The sequence below is a fragment of the Telluria sp. LT2P80 genome, from assembly GCF_059685955.1.
Genome location: NZ_JCASIO010000001.1, coordinates 925,032 through 943,019, shown reverse-complemented (window position 1 = coordinate 943,019; position 17,988 = coordinate 925,032). Strand labels below are relative to the sequence as shown.

Below are 17,988 nucleotides of genomic sequence, written 5' to 3'. Positions count from 1 at the left end.
CCGTGCTCATCATGCCGGAGCAGGGCGATGGACGTGACGCCAGACCAGCCAGCCAAGCGTCGTGACCGTCAGAATCGCGCTCAAGGCCAGCCCCAGGGCGACAAGTATTTCAAGATCGGCCAGCTCTTCGCCATTCCTTGAGCCGTACAGGTTGATCAGCCAGATTGCCCACGTTTCCGGGAACGGTGGGAAAAGGTCGTGATGGAGAATCAGAAAACGAGCGAGCACAACAGTGCCAGCAAGGATCCAGATGATCAGAGACAGTCGTATCAGTGCTCTCTTCATTGGACAGTGACTCGGCCATAAGCGTGCAATGAGGTGCCTGGAATGAGAACCTGACCGCCTGCGATGAGTTGATGTCGCAGCACGTCGAAGTCAGTCCGGGTTGGCAGCGTAATGCACCCTTGACTGATGCCGCGCGTACCTGCCGGATGCAGCCTGAAATTTCCTCGTTTCACGGTATTGCAAAAGACTTCATCGTCAATGTGCTTGTCGGCTGCGTACAGGGCAAACCAGTCGGACCTGTCCTTCATGAAATCAAGTAGCGGACCGAGCCTGCCGCCTGACTGACGATTCACGATGTAGTAGGCCTCTGGCGGAATTGGCCCGACGCCTGCGGCACAGGCGAACTCGCGTCGATTTTTATGTTCGCCAAGTTCCGAGAAGGCTGGAAATCTTAACGAGCTCATTTCAAACGTACTCAGCGGTTTACCGTTGAGTTTGAATGTACATTCGACCATGGAGAACTCCTTGAAGCCTGATTGAGAAGCTTCTGATCATAGGTAGCTGATGCAGGCACCCGCTGACGTGCCACGACGATGCCGCTGCCAGGTTCCAGGGGCCAGGTGGCCTATTCCATCACGATCTGCTTCTCGATGAAGCCGAGGTCGGTAAGCGTGACAAGAATGTGCAGCGGACTGTCCCAGTCGACATGCAGATGAAACTCGACACCGCCGGGACCACCTTCGGGATCGTGCGGCCCGATATTGGTGACATACACATTGGCCTCGCCCAGGTGAGGGCGGCCGGGCGGTGAATCGAACGGGTCGAGAACCGGTTTCCACTCTGCGGCCGTGATCAGCACGGCCGAGCTTTCGGTGAGACCGGGCCAGTTGAAATTGACGCGTACACGGCCCTGTACATTGCGGTAGATCAGCCGGATCGAGCGTGCCATGGGGTTCTCCTGATGAGCGTTTGCGGCACGCCAGCCGTGCCAGTCATGATTCGACCCGGCCGGCATTCGCAAGATCGGCGCCGGAACGCCACCTGTTTGCGCCAGCACAAACCCGGGCGGCCTCCGCACCAATCCTGTCTGATTTCAATAAACCGGTATCACTTTTTCTGGTTGCGGGGAAATAGGCCCTTTTCCCCATCCTTCTCGGTTGATCGTTTCCGCACGGCATCGACAATAATGATTCCTATCGATGGGCATGTGCCCGTCATGCAGAACATAGATTGAAGTGCGGAGAACCACGATGAAAGTGAAGAAATTTACAGCGGCAACTTCCCGGGATGCCTTGCGCAAGGTGCGCGAAGCCCTGGGCCCGGATGCCGTCATCCTGTCCAACCGTCCGGTCGACGGCGCCGTCGAAATCCTGGCACTCGACAATGACGATGTCGCGTCGCTGTCCGCGCCCGTGGCCGACTCCGAGATGGCGCAGCCAAAACCGCAGCTGCAGCACTTCGACGAACTCGCACCAGCCGCGCCGCGCGCTACCCCGGCACGCCGCTACCAGGATGCCGGTCCGGTCATGAACGCGCCGGTCGCGCCTGCCTACGTCGCACCCGTGGCGCCGTTGGCCCCCGTCGAGCCGGCCGCAACCTACGCCGAACGCCGTGCCCCTGCGCCTGAACCGACCATCGACATGGCCGCGATGACCGCCATGATGAGCGCCGCCATCACCCAGGCCAAGGAATCGGCGACCTCGGAAGTCAGCAACATGATGAGTGAGATCCGGGCCATGCGCGGCCTGATGGAAACCCAGCTGGCCGAACTGTCGTGGGGCTCGACCGCCCAGCGCGAGCCGCACAAGGCCACCGTGCTGCGTGAAATGCTCGCTGCCGGTTTCTCGACCACGCTGGCACGCTATATCATTGAAAAAATGCCGGCCATGAACGACGCGGCGCAAGCGATGCGCTGGGTGAAGACCGTGCTGGCACGTAACCTGGCGACCATCGGCAACGAAGACGCGATGCTGTCCGAAGGTGGCGTGTTCGCGCTGGTCGGCCCGACGGGCGTGGGCAAGACCACCACGACGGCCAAGCTGGCCGCGCGCTGCGTGATGCGCCACGGCCCGGACAAGCTGGCCCTGATCACCACCGATGCCTACCGTATCGGCGGTCACGAGCAACTGCGCATCTACGGCAAGATCCTCGGCGTCATGGTGCACTCGGTGAAGGACGAGGCCGACCTGCGCATCGCCCTGAAAGAACTGCGCAACAAGCACACGGTGCTGATCGACACCATCGGCATGTCGCAGCGCGACCACATGGTGGCCGAGCAGGTCGCGATGCTGTCGGGCTCGGGCGCCGAAGTCAAACGCCTGCTGTGCCTGAACTCGACGTCGACCAACGAGACGCTCAACGAAGTCGTGCGCGCCTATCAGGGCAGCGGCCTGCACGGCGCGATCATGACCAAGATGGACGAGGCGGCCTCGACCGGCGGCGTGCTCGACATCGTGATCCGCCAGAAGCTCAAACTGCATTACGTCTCGAACGGCCAGCGCGTGCCGGAAGACCTGCACGTGGCCGACAGCGCGATGCTGATCGACCGCGCGTTCCGCAACCGTGGCACCGCCCCGGCGGACGCCGATCTGCCGATGCTGATGGCAGCCACCGCGCAAGCCAACCGCCGCGAGGTGTCGCATGGCTAGTTTTGACTTCGACCAGGCCGAAGGCCTGCGCCGCATGCTGCAAGGCCCGCGTCCGCGCGTGGTCACGTTTCTGTCGGCCACGCCGGAAGACGACAAGGGCGCGATGCTGGTGAACCTGGGCGCCTCGCTGGCCCAGGCCGGCAACGAAGTGCTGATCGTCGATGCCTGCAATGTCGAATACGGCGTCGCCCGCCGCCTGGGCCTGAACCGCGGCGCCTCGCTGCTGCAGGTCGCGCGCCAGGAAAGCGCGCTGAACCAGGTGATCCATCCAGCCCCGCAAGGCTTCGCGGTGGTGCCCATGGGCACGCCCGAATCGGCCGACGATGTGCGCCGCCTGAGCAAGACCTTTGACGTGCTGGCCACGCAGGCGGGCATCGTGATCGTCGATGGCGAACTGGGCCCGGACGGCGAATTTCCGGTGCCCCTGATGTCGAGTTCCGAGATCGTGATCCAGGTGTCGACCAGTGCGGCCTCGATCACCAATGCCTACTCGCTCATCAAGCGCCTGACGCAGGAACTGGGTCGCCGGCCATTCGGCATCCTGGTCACCGGCGCGACTGAGGGGGAGGCCAAGGTGGTATACGATAATATGTCATTGGCAGCAACACGTTACCTGGCCGTCAAGCTCAGTTTCATGGGCGCCGTGCCGGCCGACGAATACCTGCACCGCGCCGCGCGCCTGGGCCGGGCCGTGGTCGATGCCTTCCCGCTGGCCGGCGCATCGGTTGCGTTCCGCCAGCTGGCCGGCAAGTTCGCACTGCCTGCACTGCCGCAGTTCGGCCGCCAGGGCAGCGCGTCCATCGGTTCCTGACACAGTCGCCATCGACATATAAAGAAAAAGACATACGCCAGCATGTATACGGTCAAAGGGAAAGCGGACAAGAATTCTTTGCTGACGGAGCATATGCCGTTGGTAAAGCGTCTTGCCCACCACATGAAGGCGAAGCTGCCGCCTTCGGTGGAGGTCGATGACCTGATCCAGGCCGGCATGATTGGGTTGCTCGACGCGATCAACCGCTACGAAGACGACCACGGCGCCCAGTTCGAGACCTATGCCGTGCTGCGCATCCGCGGCGCGATGCTCGACGAGCTGCGTTCGAGCGACTGGATGCCGCGCAGCACGCGCCAGAACATGCGCAAGGTCGAGGGCGCGATGCAGTCGCTGCAGCAGCGCCTGGGCCGCCCGCCAAGCGAATCCGAAGTGGCCGCGTCGCTCAAGATCTCGCTCGACGAGTACCAGGACATGCTGGCCGACTCGGGCGGCCACCAGCTGCTGTACTACGAAGACTTCCACGCCGACGAAGGCAGCGACAATTTCCTCGACCGCTACGCAGTCGACGATGCCGACCCGCTGCGCAGCCTGATGGAAACCGATTTCCGCCAGGCCGTCATCGACGCGATCGACAAGCTGCCGCCGCGCGAAAAACTCCTGATGGGCCTGTACTACGAAGAAGAACTGAACCTGAAGGAAATCGGCGCCGTGATGGGCGTGAGTGAATCGCGGGTGTCGCAGCTGCACACCCAGGCCGTCGCACGTTTGCGCACCACCTTAAGGGAGCAATTATGGACTGGGCCAGCGTAATCGGCCTGGTGCTGGCAATCGCCGGCATCTTTCTCGGTTACACCCTCGACGGCGGCAAGTTCTCGTCGTTGATCCAGCCTGCCGCATTTGCCATCGTGGTGGTCGGCACCTTCGGCGCCGTGCTCCTGCAAAGCGAGACACGCACCTTCTTGCGCGGCATCACCATGCTGCGCTGGGTGTTCGTGCCACCGAAAAACGGGCGCCAGAAACTGTCGCGCGAGATCGCGCTATGGAGCCTGACGGCGCGCCGCGATGGCTTGCTCTCGCTCGAACAATTCATGAACAAGGCCGACCCGTTCGTCGCCAAGGGCTTGCGCCTGGTGGTCGACGGCATCGCACCCGAGAAGGTGCGCAGCCTGCTCGAACATGAAATCAACGGCTACGAATTCGCCCAGCGCCAGGCGGCGCGCATCTGGGAATCGGCCGCCGGCTACTCGCCGACGATCGGGATCCTGGGCGCGGTGCTGGGCCTGATCCACGTGATGGAAAACCTGTCTGATCCGGCCCGCCTGGGCTCGGGCATTGCGGTGGCGTTCGTCTCGACCGTGTACGGCGTGGGCATGGCCAACCTGTTCTTCTACCCGGTCGGCAACAAGCTCAAGGCCATCGTCAGCGACAAGGTGTCGCAATACGAGATCCTGGCCGAAGTGTTCTCTGACCTGGCCAGTGGCGACCATGGCCGCGTCGTCGACGAGCGCGTCGCCAGCCTGCTCACGCACCACTAGGCCAGCGCCATGGCCCGCAAGCGCTACGATGACGATGTCCCCACCGAAAACCACGAACGCTGGCTGATTTCGTACGCCGACCTGATCACGCTGCTGTTCGCGTTCTTCGTCGTCATGTACGCCATCTCCATCGTCAACGAGGGCAAGTACCAGGTGCTGTCCGATGCGCTCGGCGATGCGTTCGGCGGCCGTGGCGCGGCCACGAAGGTCAACACCAATGTCGAACCGGTGCTGCCGCTGTCGCACATCATCAACCGCCGCCGCAACGAAGCAGCGCGGCGCGAGCAGGAAAAGATGGGCGTGATGGCACGCGAACTGTCGGCGACCTTGCTGCCGCTGGTGAAGTCGGGGCAGGTGCGGGTGATCCAGAACGCGCGCGGCATCAGCGTCGAGATCAACGCCAGTGTGCTGTTCCCGCAGGGCGAAGCAGTGCTGGACGGCGAAGGCCAGGAAATCCTCGCGCAGGTGGCCGGCCTGCTCAAGAACGACACGCACCGCATCGAGGTCGAAGGCCACACCGACGACCTGCCGATCGCCAATCCGCTGTATCCATCGAACTGGGAACTGTCGACCGCGCGCGCGAGCAGCGTGGTGCGGCTGTTCGCCGCCAACGGCGTGCCCGAGGTGCGCCTGTCGGCGATCGGCTTTGCCGCGACGCGGCCGGTGGCGCCCAACACCGACGAGGTGGGCAAGGCGCGCAACCGGCGCGTGGCGGTGATGATCCTGGCGGCGCTGCCCGAGACCGGCGGTAACATACTTCCGTGAATGTATTGAAGGAATCATGTCATAATCGACAGGCAGCGTCGCGCGGGTGACGCCTGCCGTGAATCCTCGAGGAGTCGCAATGCATGTCAAACGAAGCTCGCCGGCGGCCAAGCTGGCAATGGTGCTGTCGCTGGTCGGCCTGGTTGGCGTGGTCAAGGCCGTGGAGGCCAAGGTGAACGTCCAGCATCGGCTCGAAGTGGAAACCGGGGCCGGCAAGGTCAAGGTGCGGGTGCTGATCGAGAACCGGGGCGATGTACCGATATGGATCCCGCGCGAGATCGCGCTGGGCGACGATCTGAGCGCCCCCCGTTTTGCGCTCAGCTCACTGACGGACACGGTCGCCTACACGGGCCGCATGGTCAAGCGCGGTCCGCTCGGGCCAGCCGACTATCTCGAGGTCAAGCCGCAGACGACCTATCTGAACACGCTCGACATCACCCAGGCCTATGCGTTCAAGCCGGGCCAGCACAGTTACGAGATCCGCTATGCCGGCCCATGGGTGACCGATTTGCGCAAGCTTGACGCGGGCGGCATCAAGAGCAGCCCGGCGCTACCGGTGAAGTTTTCGCACACGGTCAGGATGGCCGCGCGCTGATTCAAGGCGCTTTGCAGTTGGTGGCGCTGGCAATCAGGGTCGCGCCACAACTCGTCTTGTCGCCATCGAAGGCAATCGACTTGCCGTCAATTTTGTGCTGCGCCGAGCCGCTGACGATCTTGCAGCCATTGTGACCTTTGACGGGGCAACTGCAGGTGTCGCCCACGCACGCCACCGGAATACCGCCCACCCTGACATGCCGCGCGCTGACGCTGAGGACCTTGCCACCATGCGAGGTGGCGTCGCCGAGCCTGATGATATTGCGCATGATTGAGCCTTTCTTGTGACGGTGATTCAGTCGGATGGGGTGTCGTGTTCGGGGATGGCGTCTGCGCCCAGTACCGACGCCACTGTCGGTGGCTTGTAGTTGTCCGGGTCGATCGACGGCTGGACGATATGCTTGAAGATGTTCGCCCCTTGCGCCTCGCGCCGTTCCTTGCTCGGCGGGCTGATGAACACGATGCTGGCGCCGGTCGGGTCGCGCAGGTTGATCGCGGCCGAGGCGCCGCCGTCGATGTAGCTGCCCATCACGCCCACCGCCATCTGGACGAAGAAGGTCGCCGCGCCGGTATTGCCCATGCGCTGGTCGGTATCGATGAACTGTGACGTCTTGCCGGTGTCGATGTCGGGGCCACCCTGCGCGGCATACGCGTGCAGCGTGCCTGCCAGCGCGATCTTCTGTTCGGTGTCGTGATTGAACGCGGCGATGATGCGCGCCGGGCCTGCAGCGCGCTCTGCTTTGGGCAGCGTGTGCAGCGCCTGCTGCCAGCCGGCTTCCAGCAGCGTTTGACGCGCGTCGCGGCGCTTGACCGGCTTGCCTTGCTCATCCTCGAACTTGACGAACACGGGGCGGTGGATGAATCCCATCGAGGGGAGGGCGTCGAAGGCGGCAAGCTGATTGCGGTTCCACGGGACCGGGAACCAGGGGGTGGGCTTCCAGTCTTTCGGAGGCGGATTGGCCCAGCGCTTGTAGTCGTCGAGCAGAGTGCTTTCGGGGCGGTCGAAGACGGGGTGTTTGGCGAATTTGGCGGCGGCGGGGAGCCATTCGTCGACGGTGGGTTGTCTGGTGATGTGGGGCCATTCGGCTTTCAGTTCCGGGCGCATGGGTACCGTTTGTTCAAGTCGGATGTACATGCGGCGCAGGGTTTCTTGCAGGTAGTCGTTGTCCGGATCATTCCATGCATACGGCCGCAACGGCTCGACCCGCTCGCGCCGGGCCAGGACGAAGACGGCACTGGCGTCGGAGTATTTGGGAATGTAGTAGCCATCACGGACAAGGGGGGCGCTGCCGGGTGGCTGCATATTGTCGCGATCAGCTTCATCGTCGTTGGCCAGTAGCACAAGATAGGGCAGATCGGGGTGTGCATCAAAAAACGCGAATGCCTGTTCCAATAATTGATCGGGTCGTTCCCCAAGTTGCCACGGTCCAGTGACGAACAGGTGCCATGCCATGCCAGTACCATCTGCGCTTGATGCAAGGCCGGGCATTGGCCTGACTGCACTTGGCTGCTCCACTGGATTATTAATTGGCCCACCTGCATACATGGATGGCACGCCCCAAAACATGGGAGATGAGTCGGCGCCATTTTCCAGTGCGTCGCAGGCGCGGCCACCTGTTTGCCCGATCTTGTCGAGCCCGCTCCATGGATATTTTTTGGGATCAGCTTCACGGATGCTGCTATACGCTCCACCTTCCTGCAACGCATGCCAGAGTGTGCCCTGGCGGTATTTTTCAACTGTGACACCTAACCCCAGCACTTCAAGTACATATTCGCGCCGGGATTGTTCGGATGTACCAGCTTCCAATAGTCTGAGTTGCTGCGTTTTCCTTTGCCAGTCGCGTTCGCGACCACTGGCAGCATGTTCTCCGAACAACCACCTGCCGCAAAGCAGCGCGATCACTGAGAGTAGAGTCATCCAGATCCAGCGTCGCTCGTTCATCCTGTTCTGCATGTCGATCACTCCCCGGCAGCCTTGGCCGCAGTCGCCTGCCGCGGCGTGTTCTCGCCGAAATACTCATATGAATCGGCGTTGTTGATTGCCCGCTGCGGCGCGCTGCGCGCCATCTCCACCGCCGCAGCCTGGCCGTACACGTGGTCATCGGTCGCCGCCACCACGTCGAAGTGGCTCAGTTCGTGCAGCAGCGTGCCGCCGCGCGAATCGGTCCCTGTCGCCGCTGCGGCCCAGAACGCCTTGCACACCCAGACCGTGTACGGCCGCGCCGGATACACGTAGGCAAAATACGGTTCGTCGCAATCGCAGTCGATCTTGAGGGGTTTGTTCTCGAACGCATCCTTGATCGCCGTGACATTGGCCACGACCTTCGCGCCGCGCGCAGCGTCCTGCGCCCCGAACCACATCGCATACCGCGCGCCGTATGGCGCCCCCGAGGTCAGGTAGGTCTGGCTGTCGGCCGCCATCGCGCGCCCGGCGTCGATCGCCGTCACCAGGTGCTCCTGCTGCGCATTGCTGCAATTGGCAAACCCCGTGGCAGGGGCGGCTGCTTCCGGCAGGATCGTCGTCCTGCTGCCGCGCGGCAGGCGGCCGTCGATCCAGATCGTGACGGGGTTGGAGGCCAGCTCGCCCACCACCGCGCCGACGGTCGTGCCCGGCGACGGCATGGCCGGACTGCGATAGCGGATCGTGTAGTTGCCGGTAATGGTCATCTCGTAGAACCGCGAGAGCTCGACCGTGTGCGTGAGCGCCGCGCCTGGGGCCAGTTGCAGGTAATCAGCCGGCCCCGGCGCGGCGCGCTTGATGCGGCGGCCCAGGTAGCGCACCGGCTGACCGTCGCGCTGCACCTCGAACAGCGGCGCCTCCAGCACCTGCTGCGGCGTGCGCCAGCGCAGCAGGTGCTGGACCGTGTTCGAGGTATTGGTCAGCGTGACGCTCACCAGGACGTTGTCGCCGCGACCAACCGCCGGCTGCGCCGGGCTCAGCGTGACGTTGACCTGGGCATGCGCCGCGCCAGCACTGCACACAACGGCGAGTGCGCCAGCGGCGCGCGACAGCAGAAAGCCTGGATGCATGGTGGACTCCGGTTGGGTTGGACCGGATAACTCTCACCTTATTTTCTCTGCCCACATTGAGCCGCTGCAGCACCAGGCGATGGCGAGCTTGAATCGTGTCTTCTGCTACACAAAAATCTCATACGAAATAACAACAGAGGAGCGACAACCATCGCCTGAGCAGGCTTAGTTTGCTATTATGCAACAATCGTATCCAACAAAAAATAACACTCGATTACGTTGCATAGCTACAGGTGCTTCCCATGATGATCCAGCCGAATGAGACTTCCGCACCGCAAGCTTTTGCGGCAACCAACCTGGGCGCCACAACCGGCCAATTCGCCTGGGACACCAGCGAAGCGCATGCGCTGCGTGACGCCCATGCACTGCTTGGTCACAACCGCAACTACCTCGAGCAAGTGATCGACGGCATGCCGGCAGGTTTGCTGGTCATCGACGCCGAGCGCTGCGTGCGCTCGATGAACCGCATGATGGCCGAGCTGATCGACGCACCGGAAGAATCGGCCAGCGCCGGCCATCCACTCGCGCGCTGGCTGCCCGACGCCGGCCTGGCCGCGCGCGTCAGCGCTGCACTGGACACCGGCATGCCGCAAGACCACGTGCTCGTCTCGCTCGAAGGCCACCCGGACGGCGTGCGCCATCTCGAATTCAATATCCGCCGCACCGAGCAGCCCGGTGGCTGCATGCTGCTGCTGATCGGCCAGGACATCACCTTCCGCCGCAAGGCGCGCCTGCGCCTGCAGGAGAGCGAGGAGTTCTTCCGCCTGACCTTCAGCCAGGCAGCGGTGGGCATCGTGCTGCTGGGTCCGGACGGGCGCCTGCTGCGCGTGAACGGCAAGATGGCGCAGATCCTGGGCTACACCGAAATCGAACTGTTGCAGCGCTTCTTTCAGCAACTGACGCACGTGGACGATCTGCCGGACGAGCTGACGCTGGTCAAACGCTTGCGCGACGGCGAGATCAGCGACTACCAGCGCGAGCGGCGCCTGCTGCGGCGCGACGGCACGCCGATCTGGGTCAATGTCAGTGTCTCGACGATGCGCGACGCCTATGGTAACCAGCGTTTCATCTCGGTGGTGGAAGACATCTCGCGCCGCAAGGGCGCCGAAGAAGCGCTGCTGCGCGTCATCAACCACGACGCCCTGACCGGCCTGCCGAACCGCGTGCTGCTGCAGGACCGGCTCGAGCGCGCGATTGCCCACGCGCACCGCGCCGGGAGCCAGGTGGCGGTGATGTTCATCGACCTGGACCGTTTCAAGCACGTCAACGACACGCTCGGGCACGACGCGGGCGACCAGCTGATCGTCGAGATCGCACGCCGACTGTCGAGTTCGCTACGCGAGAGCGACACCGTGGCGCGCCAGGGCGGTGACGAATTCGTCGTCGTGCTACCCGAGATGAACGGGGAGACCGACGCCGCGCGCGTGGCCCGCAAGCTGCTCGACAACCTGTTCCAGCCGCTGCTGCTGTGCGGGCAAGAGGTGTTCCCGACCGGCTCGATCGGCATCGCCATGTACCCGCGCGACGGCACCGACAGCGCCACGCTGCTCAAGTGCGCCGACAGCGCCATGTACGGCTCGAAGGGCGAGGGCGGCAACGGCTTCAGCTTCTACATGGCCGACATGGGCGCGCAGACCGCGCTTCACCTGCGCATGGAAAGCGAGCTGCAACGCGCGCTGCAGCGCCGCGAATTCGTGCTGCACTACCAGCCCGTGGTCGATATCGCCACCGGCCACCTGGGTGGCGTCGAAGCGCTGCTGCGCTGGCAGCCGCTGGGCAAGCCGATGGTGTCGCCGGCCGACTTCATCCCGCTGGCCGAAGAAACCGGCCTGATCGTGCCGATCGGCGAGTGGGTGCTGGAAACCGCCATGGCCCAGCAAGTGGCCTGGCAGCAGGGCGGCCTGCCGCCGGTACGCGTTAGCGTGAACCTGTCGGCGCGCCAGTTCCTGGGCCAGGACGTGGCCCAGCGCGTCGCCGTGTTGCTCGAGAAAACCGGGTGCGACCCGCGCGCGTTGACGCTGGAAATCACCGAGAGCGTGCTGATGCAGAACCCGGTGGCGGCCACAGCCACGATGGCGCGCCTGGCGGCGATGGGCGTGCAACTGGCGATCGACGATTTCGGCACCGGCTACTCGAGCCTGGCCAGTCTGAAACGCTTCCCGATCCACAGCCTCAAGATCGACCGCTCGTTCGTCAGCGACCTGATCGACGATGCCGATGACGCCGCCATTGTCGACGCCGTGATCGGCCTGGCCCACTCGATGAAGCTCAACGTGATTGCCGAAGGCGTCGAAACGGCGGACCAGCTCGCCTTTTTGCTGGCCCACGGATGCGACCAGATGCAGGGCTTCTGCTACAGCCGGCCGGTGGCGCCGGACGCCATCGAAGCGCTACTGCGCGCGGCGCCTGCTGTGCAGGGTCAGCAAGGCCATCTTACGACCGTTGCGTAGGCGTACGCACGTCTTGCTATGGACGAATAATGAAGGCTGCCGTAAGTAATCGCTGGAACAGGCGTGTTACGGCATCGTGTTCGTGCAAGTAGTGTCTGCCAGCGCACGTCGGCACAGCGGTATGCACTAGTTGCCTCAACAATAAAGCTTGACCATAGTCGGCAGGGCAAGCAGGTGTGCAGTAGTCCGATTTCGACTCAGAGCAGTCGTTGAGTCTTGCGCTCAATTGCAGAATTTGCACAATCAGATGGGATAAACCGCCGGCGTCCCTCGGCCTCATATTCCTCAAGGCTTTGCAGTCCAATAGCCAAACGTCGGCGATTCACCAGCTGCCGGTTATCGACAGGGTCAAGTACCAAATGGCAGCGATCCGTTTGCAAAAACTAGGTTCCATATTCTTGTGTATGGCCCTCATTGGCAGCGATGCGGTCAGCAAGATAGGCAAGAACTCGCGGCGCTGCAATACCGGCTTTGACAGAGGCTTCAAGAAGTTCTTTTGCAAGGCATTGGAATGCAATGTCGCTGTCGGCATGCTGAGCCAACAACCAAGCACTGTGGCTGTCTTTGCTTGTCTTAGGCCATCCGCAGGCCGCAATGATTTTTTTGAAATGCTTCAGGTTCTTACCATCGATAGTGCGCCATCGCTGTTGTAAAGCATCTCTTTGGGCAGGCGTCGTTTTGGCATCTTGCTCAAGCAAGCTCCACTCTTGTCGCACTTGTTGGTCAGCACTGGCTAGCTCGTTCAGACGGGTGCCAACAATCGTACAGTCGTTTTGTCGAGCCGCCGCGTTCAAGGCAAGACCAGACAAAGCGCAAAAGACAAATTCTTTCTTCATCAGTGTCCTCTCACGATCTCAGGTTAGGTCCGCTCCCGGCCGAACCTAGCCATTCACGTCAGCTTAGCAGGTTGCCTGCGTTGAAAAAACACTGACTGTCACGATAGGCCGCTACCGACCCCAGAGTGAACGGTTATGCGTTGTCAACCGACGAGCTGCCGCCCAACTTCGATTCTAGTTCGCGTACGCGCTCACGCAATGCAACTACAGGCGCCTGCGACAACCAAATGATGCCGATAGCGAATGCAATCATCGCGGGCATAGACATTTCACCCTCAATGCTCTGCCCAACGTAAAGGCCTCCAAGGCCCATCAAAAAAGCGCCTGCCGCAATCATCATTTGGACAACATCCCATCTCCAGCACTCGTTATGGCTGACTACGCAGTATAGTTTTCGACAACCAGATTGTGTCGACATCGACCGGTGCGAAGGACCGCTCCTGGCCAACCCGGCCGTTCGGCCCAGCATAGCAGGTGGCAAGGCTGGAAATCCTGTGGTCGGTCCATAGGCCGGTCACGGCCCAAACCAGTCATTCCGCAGCAGCGTTCAGCACAGCTAGAACCTTGGCTCCGGTATACGAATGGCACTCCGGCTAACCTCGTCCAGCCATAAAAAACGGTGGCGATGTCCACTAGGTCGAAGGCCACTGGGACCAGTCAGCGATGCCAGAGTTTCCACTTCAGTGTATGTCATCAATTGCAATTACCAATGGCGCGCTGCACCTTGGTGTTCCTAATTGCATCAATATCGTCGCGGGACATGTCGAGAAAGCTTACATTTTATTTATAGGCTCCTTGTAACTACTTGTTTTTTAAAATCGTCATACGCCTGGAATGATTGATGCATACCGATCGCGTACATGGATTCGTACTTGTCCCTGCAGCGGGGCGATGTTTCCATCGGCCACTCCTCGTTTTCCCGCCCATTCAAATAGAGGATTACCATCATGCGATCGTTCCTACTGAACCCAATACAGCACGACCTCCGATGCACACACCACATGGTTGCCGGTGTTCGTACCTACTTTATTTTCCTGTGCCTGGCCTTGGCTCTTTCTTTTGGTCTCACGTTTGCATCCACGGCGTCGGCCGCAGTCGTCAGCTATAACGCGGTCTCCCTGGGGGGAACGCAGTGGCGATACGACTACCGCGTAGTTGCTGAAATCGGCGATCCGACCATTGTTGAATTCACCACGTTTTTCGAGTCAGGGAGCTATGCCAACCTTGCCGTAATCTCGGCGCCTGCTGGATGGGATGCACTCGCGATTTCTCCGGATAGCGGTATTCCTGCGGATGGTTTTTTTGATGCGCTCTCGCTCGTGGATGGAATTTCATCGGGCTCGTCACTTGGCGGGTTCTCGGTTTCCTTCACGTTTCTCGGCGATGGAAAACCGTCCGATCAACGTTTCGATATCGTCGATCCAATGACCTTCGCCACCATCGACACTGGAACGACCACGGTATTCGATGAGCCCGTGCCGGTGCCGGAACCGAGCGCACTGTCGATCTTTATCCTGGCGTCCCTATTGGCCTTGCGCCGTCATATCCGCATGTAATTCATTAGTACACCCCAACGTTTTCTTTCTAGTCGAATAGCCTTCAAGGAGTACGAAATGACGTTGAATCTGAACAAGCACATGTTGCGGATTTATCGAGCGCTGATTGGCTTGGCGATTGTTGCGGGCATAACGAGTTGTGGCGGAGAGGTTTCATCCGTCTCGGAAAGCCAATCGGCGAAACTGGCTGCGACAGCCGTTACCGTGCTGCCGACTGCTGACCTGAAAGTAGTCACGCTGACAAAAATGTCCGAAACCCGTGTGAGTCGAACGGTGTTTGATTACGTGTTTCAAGTCACAATTAAAAATACCGGCACTGACGCCCATACTGGGGTGGTTGCCAATCTGACTGGCGTTGGCTCAGGAACAATGATCTTGGATGGGACAGTCCTGGCAGCACGCATCGCCGCCAATTCAAGCGTGACGCCAGCTGACACGATCACACTGCGCCACGACCGTGCATTCGTTTTCGCACAGAGTGCGCTCTCATGGCAGGTCAGCGCAAATCCCCCGGTAACCAGCGCGCCCGGTACCTTGATCATCGGAGCGCCAGGCAGCATTGCCGTTTCCCTGCTGCAGGAATACGCCGCACCGCGCACGCAGATGGATTTGGTGACTGCTATCGACCCGGTGTCCAATGCCGAGTTCTATTCGAAAGAGCTACAGGCTGTCATTCGCGCCACGGCAACCGTACAGCAGGTCAATGCGGCGCTTACCGCAGTCGGCGCGCGCATTGCGTTCTCACAGCTGAAAAATCCCGTGGTATCGCTGCAGCTTCCGTCACCTGGTGACGCAGCAACGCTCGATACCATTGCGTCGAGCCTGATGGCCAGCGGTGCATTTGATACCGTGGACCGCATCCTGATTCCGCAAACCTTGGCGCTTCCAAGTAACGTGACCCCTGCTGAAGCGAACGATGCGTCAGGCACGGTCAATCTGCTTCACCAGACCGCAGCGCGGGTCGCTGCCGCGTGGCCAGGACCTTTGTTCGATACAAGTGCATTCCATTCCGAGGTCGAAGTAATTGTCGTCGATAAGTTCGGCGCTGGCGCGACAGCCGCTTTTTTGCAAGCCTTGAGTGGCACTGCAAACAGTGCCGACTTCGCGGTCACGGCAAGTGAGGCGCATGGCTATCATGTGCTCGGCATTGTCGCAGGAAGCTTTGGCGGCTCATCGAGCGCAATCGACAAGGTAACCGGGGTACTGCCGATTAATACACCCCTACACGCCATCGATCTGGCGGTGCCGGCAGGTTCGCCCAACAAAGCATACTTCCTCACAATCGGCGGTATACAGGTAGCGGTGAATTACTTCGATTTTATGAAAGCCAGAATCAAATCGATTATTTTGAAGAACCCGTGGAAACGCTTCGTCATCAACATTAGCCTAGGCTACTGTAATGGCACCGTGAACTCCAAGCCAAGCTGTCCGGAGTATGCTGATTCCACCGTGAATGGACACGCTCTTGGATGGCGAAAATTTACCGATAACATCTGGCCCTTGTTGCCAACCACGCAGCCATTCGACTATCAAGGCCAGGTCATTCAGGTGTCAGCGGCGGGGAATAACAACGGTCGACGGGCGGCGAAAGCCAGTTACTGGAACGCCTCCGCACTCACGGTGCTGACCGATGGCACGGGGCCACTGCCTCCGTTACGCAATGGTCTGGTCGTTGAAAACCGCCAGCTTGCACTTCCCCTCGTGTCGGGGCAGCGCCCGACACCTGCGTGCCTGAGTAACAGCAGCAATATCGATGGCAATATCGGCGCAATTGGAACGAACGTATTTTCATTTACCGGCGTGTCCACCACCGGATTCATGTCCGGCACATCGATGGCGGCGCCGCAGGTTGCTGGTCTGGCCGCATGGCTGCTCACGGTACGGCCGACACTGGATTCGACAGCATTAATCAACACGTTCAAGAACACCGCCTATGCGCCATCGGCGACAACGCCTGACCCGTGTGCGGGAAAGCCGATGATCGATGCGTTTGCAGCCTTGCTCAATCTTGATACCGCGTCAGGCGAGAATACCTTCGACGCGCCGACCAGGCTCAGATTGCTGCAGCCTAACGCTGCAGTCGTGGGCAAAGTTTTCAATATCGTGCACGCCAAAGAGTTTCTGCAACATATATTTCCGACAGCGTATCCGCCAGCGCCGCCTGCTCCCATTGAGGCGACGTTTTCCCCATTTGACCTCAATGGTGATGGATTTATCGGCGACCCGTCTAAGCGCGCGCCTTTTGACCTGAAGTTCGACCATAGCGGCGGCCAAAGCCCATCGTATGATCTGCTGACGCAATACCCCAATGCGACCAAAATCTCCCTCGATGAGAAATCCGTTTCCGACTTCGAGGTGCTGTGCTACTACGTCAACAGTTCTTTGTTCGATCCAGCAGGACTGAATGATTTCGAAACCGAGCTCGCCGCGATATCGAGAAATGTTGTCCCGGCCCGCCGTATCTCGTGCAATGAGCGTACTGTCAATCTTTATGTGAACACGACCTTTCCCAACTGGGAGCTGCTTCCTGCAAAAATAATACTCTCCAATTTTTCGCCTACTTTCCCGGCTACGTCTGCTGGAAATTCCGCCACCTGTGCTAATCAGGGTGAACCTCCTGGCGAACGGGGCACACCGTTGTTCAGCTCCTTCGTTCCTAAGGCAGTGCCGATATCGGCCGCGATCGATGTCTTAGGCGTACCCACCCAATCGGGAAGGGTCTCGAACCGGCGTAACTGTTCTAGCTTCTTTGCTACCAATGGAGCGCAGGTGTGGATCAATGCGACAGCCCGTGCGGTATTTGGCTTCGGCGGCTCCGTTGTATCGGACTGGGAATATCAGGTCCGGTACAGCAATGGCGATCCTAACAATAACAATCTGGGTAAGCAGTGTGTTGTTGGAACAGTCCCCGGAAGCGGCGTTTTTCTTGCGTCGTTCAATAGCTCGGCTTGCAGCCATGATCAGTCGGGAAAGATCATGGAATAAAGCGCTGCGTGTCGGCATGCTGGTATGGTGCGCTGGCGCGTTGCACCAGCAAATGGGCGATTCGGAGGGGGCGGTAGGTCCAACTCTTGGAATCTTCGCCTCTCCGTCCGGACAAAATAAAAGGCCCCCGCAGGGGAGGCCTTTTTGATTGATCCTGAGAGTTGCTGGCATCGCGCGCTGCGCGCGCGGCGCTGGCCTCTAAAACCCAATCCTGTGCCTCATTTACCTGTATGACCGATATCAAAACAATAAATTAGACGATACTGCTGCAATGCAGCATACTGAAGTAGTCTCTTCCAACTCTCTCCAAAGAGATCTGGATTTGCCCGCCCAGCGCGGGCATTTTTTCGCATTGCAGTCGTGAAGGCGATAAGGTCGATTCCTGTGGTTGATACCAGTCCATCGCGACTGGATGGTACACCGGCCACCCGTCGTTTAGAGCCGAGCTTCTTCTAATGATCTGCCGGACTCGATCCGATGCTTGACCCAGACTGGTTGGCGCCCGCTACCGCTCCATACTTGGATGGCGTCATCCAGGTTTCGGAACTTTATTGGCACCTTGCTTACTCCCAAAACCTTCGGCGTTTTGATA

General features: G+C 60.5%; 17 protein-coding genes. 9 read left to right on the top strand and 8 right to left on the bottom strand.

Annotation, left to right across the window (positions count from 1 at the left end; all coding sequences use genetic code 11):
• Positions 1-9: 9 nt before the first annotated feature.
• The 3 genes from AC56LW_RS04190 to AC56LW_RS04180 form a co-directional block, all read right to left on the bottom strand.
• On the bottom strand, positions 10-285 hold the full coding sequence (locus AC56LW_RS04190) for a hypothetical protein (RefSeq protein ID WP_332532514.1): 276 nt from the start codon (positions 283-285) through the stop codon (positions 10-12).
• A complete protein-coding gene (locus AC56LW_RS04185; protein WP_499631954.1) occupies positions 282-740 on the bottom strand; it encodes a DUF2778 domain-containing protein in 459 nt (152 codons plus the stop codon). The genes AC56LW_RS04190 and AC56LW_RS04185 overlap by 4 nt, the downstream gene beginning before the upstream one ends.
• A 110-nt stretch (positions 741-850) precedes the next feature.
• Positions 851-1,174: a hypothetical protein gene (locus AC56LW_RS04180; protein WP_499631951.1), complete on the bottom strand. Its 324-nt coding sequence runs from the start codon at positions 1,172-1,174 to the stop codon at positions 851-853.
• Between the two features lie 301 nt (positions 1,175-1,475).
• On the opposite strand from AC56LW_RS04180, the gene flhF reads away from it, so the two are divergent.
• The 6 genes from flhF to AC56LW_RS04150 all read left to right on the top strand — a co-directional run bounded on the left by flhF (position 1,476) and on the right by AC56LW_RS04150 (position 6,540).
• Complete coding sequence (gene flhF / locus AC56LW_RS04175; RefSeq protein ID WP_499631948.1) at positions 1,476-2,873, top strand: flagellar biosynthesis GTPase FlhF; 1,398 nt, start codon at positions 1,476-1,478, stop codon at positions 2,871-2,873.
• Entirely contained in the window at positions 2,866-3,684 is an 819-nt protein-coding gene (locus AC56LW_RS04170) for a MinD/ParA family ATP-binding protein (protein ID WP_332532433.1), read from the top strand. The genes flhF and AC56LW_RS04170 overlap by 8 nt, the downstream gene beginning before the upstream one ends.
• 42 nt (positions 3,685-3,726) lie before the next feature.
• Positions 3,727-4,455, top strand: coding sequence for an RNA polymerase sigma factor FliA (locus AC56LW_RS04165; RefSeq protein WP_183555772.1), 729 nt, complete (start codon positions 3,727-3,729; stop codon positions 4,453-4,455).
• Complete coding sequence (locus AC56LW_RS04160; RefSeq protein ID WP_332532432.1) at positions 4,437-5,180, top strand: flagellar motor protein; 744 nt, start codon at positions 4,437-4,439, stop codon at positions 5,178-5,180. Before AC56LW_RS04165 ends, AC56LW_RS04160 begins: the two co-directional genes overlap by 19 nt.
• A 9-nt stretch (positions 5,181-5,189) precedes the next feature.
• The gene (gene motD / locus AC56LW_RS04155; protein ID WP_332532431.1) at positions 5,190-5,945 is read left to right on the top strand and encodes a flagellar motor protein MotD; all 756 of its coding nucleotides are present in this window, start codon (positions 5,190-5,192) and stop codon (positions 5,943-5,945) included.
• Between the two features lie 79 nt (positions 5,946-6,024).
• Positions 6,025-6,540, top strand: coding sequence for a hypothetical protein (locus AC56LW_RS04150; protein WP_332532430.1), 516 nt, complete (start codon positions 6,025-6,027; stop codon positions 6,538-6,540).
• 1 nt (position 6,541) lies between these two features.
• Here the strand turns inward: AC56LW_RS04150 and AC56LW_RS04145 are convergent, their stop codons facing one another.
• Genes AC56LW_RS04145 through AC56LW_RS04135 form a run of 3 tightly spaced genes read right to left on the bottom strand, consistent with a single transcriptional unit; the run spans position 6,542 to position 9,569 of the window.
• Positions 6,542-6,808 (bottom strand): PAAR domain-containing protein, encoded by a 267-nt coding sequence (locus AC56LW_RS04145; protein ID WP_499631943.1) that lies wholly within the window; start codon positions 6,806-6,808, stop codon positions 6,542-6,544.
• A 26-nt stretch (positions 6,809-6,834) separates the two neighbouring features.
• Positions 6,835-8,481 (bottom strand): type VI lipase adapter Tla3 domain-containing protein, encoded by a 1,647-nt coding sequence (locus tag AC56LW_RS04140; protein ID WP_499631940.1) that lies wholly within the window; start codon positions 8,479-8,481, stop codon positions 6,835-6,837.
• 17 nt (positions 8,482-8,498) lie between these two features.
• Positions 8,499-9,569 carry a M35 family metallo-endopeptidase gene (locus tag AC56LW_RS04135; protein WP_499631938.1) on the bottom strand — a complete coding sequence of 357 codons (1,071 nt, stop codon included), beginning with the start codon at positions 9,567-9,569 and terminating at the stop codon, positions 8,499-8,501.
• Between the two features lie 242 nt (positions 9,570-9,811).
• On the opposite strand from AC56LW_RS04135, the gene AC56LW_RS04130 reads away from it, so the two are divergent.
• A complete protein-coding gene (locus AC56LW_RS04130) occupies positions 9,812-12,019 on the top strand; it encodes a putative bifunctional diguanylate cyclase/phosphodiesterase (RefSeq protein WP_499631936.1) in 2,208 nt (735 codons plus the stop codon).
• A 383-nt stretch (positions 12,020-12,402) separates the two neighbouring features.
• Here AC56LW_RS04130 and AC56LW_RS04125 read toward each other — a convergent pair whose 3' ends face one another.
• Complete coding sequence (locus AC56LW_RS04125; protein ID WP_499631934.1) at positions 12,403-12,855, bottom strand: DUF6624 domain-containing protein; 453 nt, start codon at positions 12,853-12,855, stop codon at positions 12,403-12,405.
• 1,001 nt (positions 12,856-13,856) lie between these two features.
• Here AC56LW_RS04125 and AC56LW_RS04120 point away from each other — a divergent pair.
• Positions 13,857-14,411, top strand: coding sequence for a hypothetical protein (locus tag AC56LW_RS04120; protein ID WP_499631932.1), 555 nt, complete (start codon positions 13,857-13,859; stop codon positions 14,409-14,411).
• A 57-nt stretch (positions 14,412-14,468) separates the two neighbouring features.
• Positions 14,469-17,396: a S8 family serine peptidase gene (locus AC56LW_RS04115; RefSeq protein WP_499631930.1), complete on the top strand. Its 2,928-nt coding sequence runs from the start codon at positions 14,469-14,471 to the stop codon at positions 17,394-17,396.
• 435 nt (positions 17,397-17,831) lie between these two features.
• Here AC56LW_RS04115 and AC56LW_RS04110 read toward each other — a convergent pair whose 3' ends face one another.
• Entirely contained in the window at positions 17,832-17,954 is a 123-nt protein-coding gene (locus tag AC56LW_RS04110) for an H-NS family nucleoid-associated regulatory protein (protein ID WP_499631928.1), read from the bottom strand.
• Positions 17,955-17,988 lie beyond the last annotated feature (34 nt).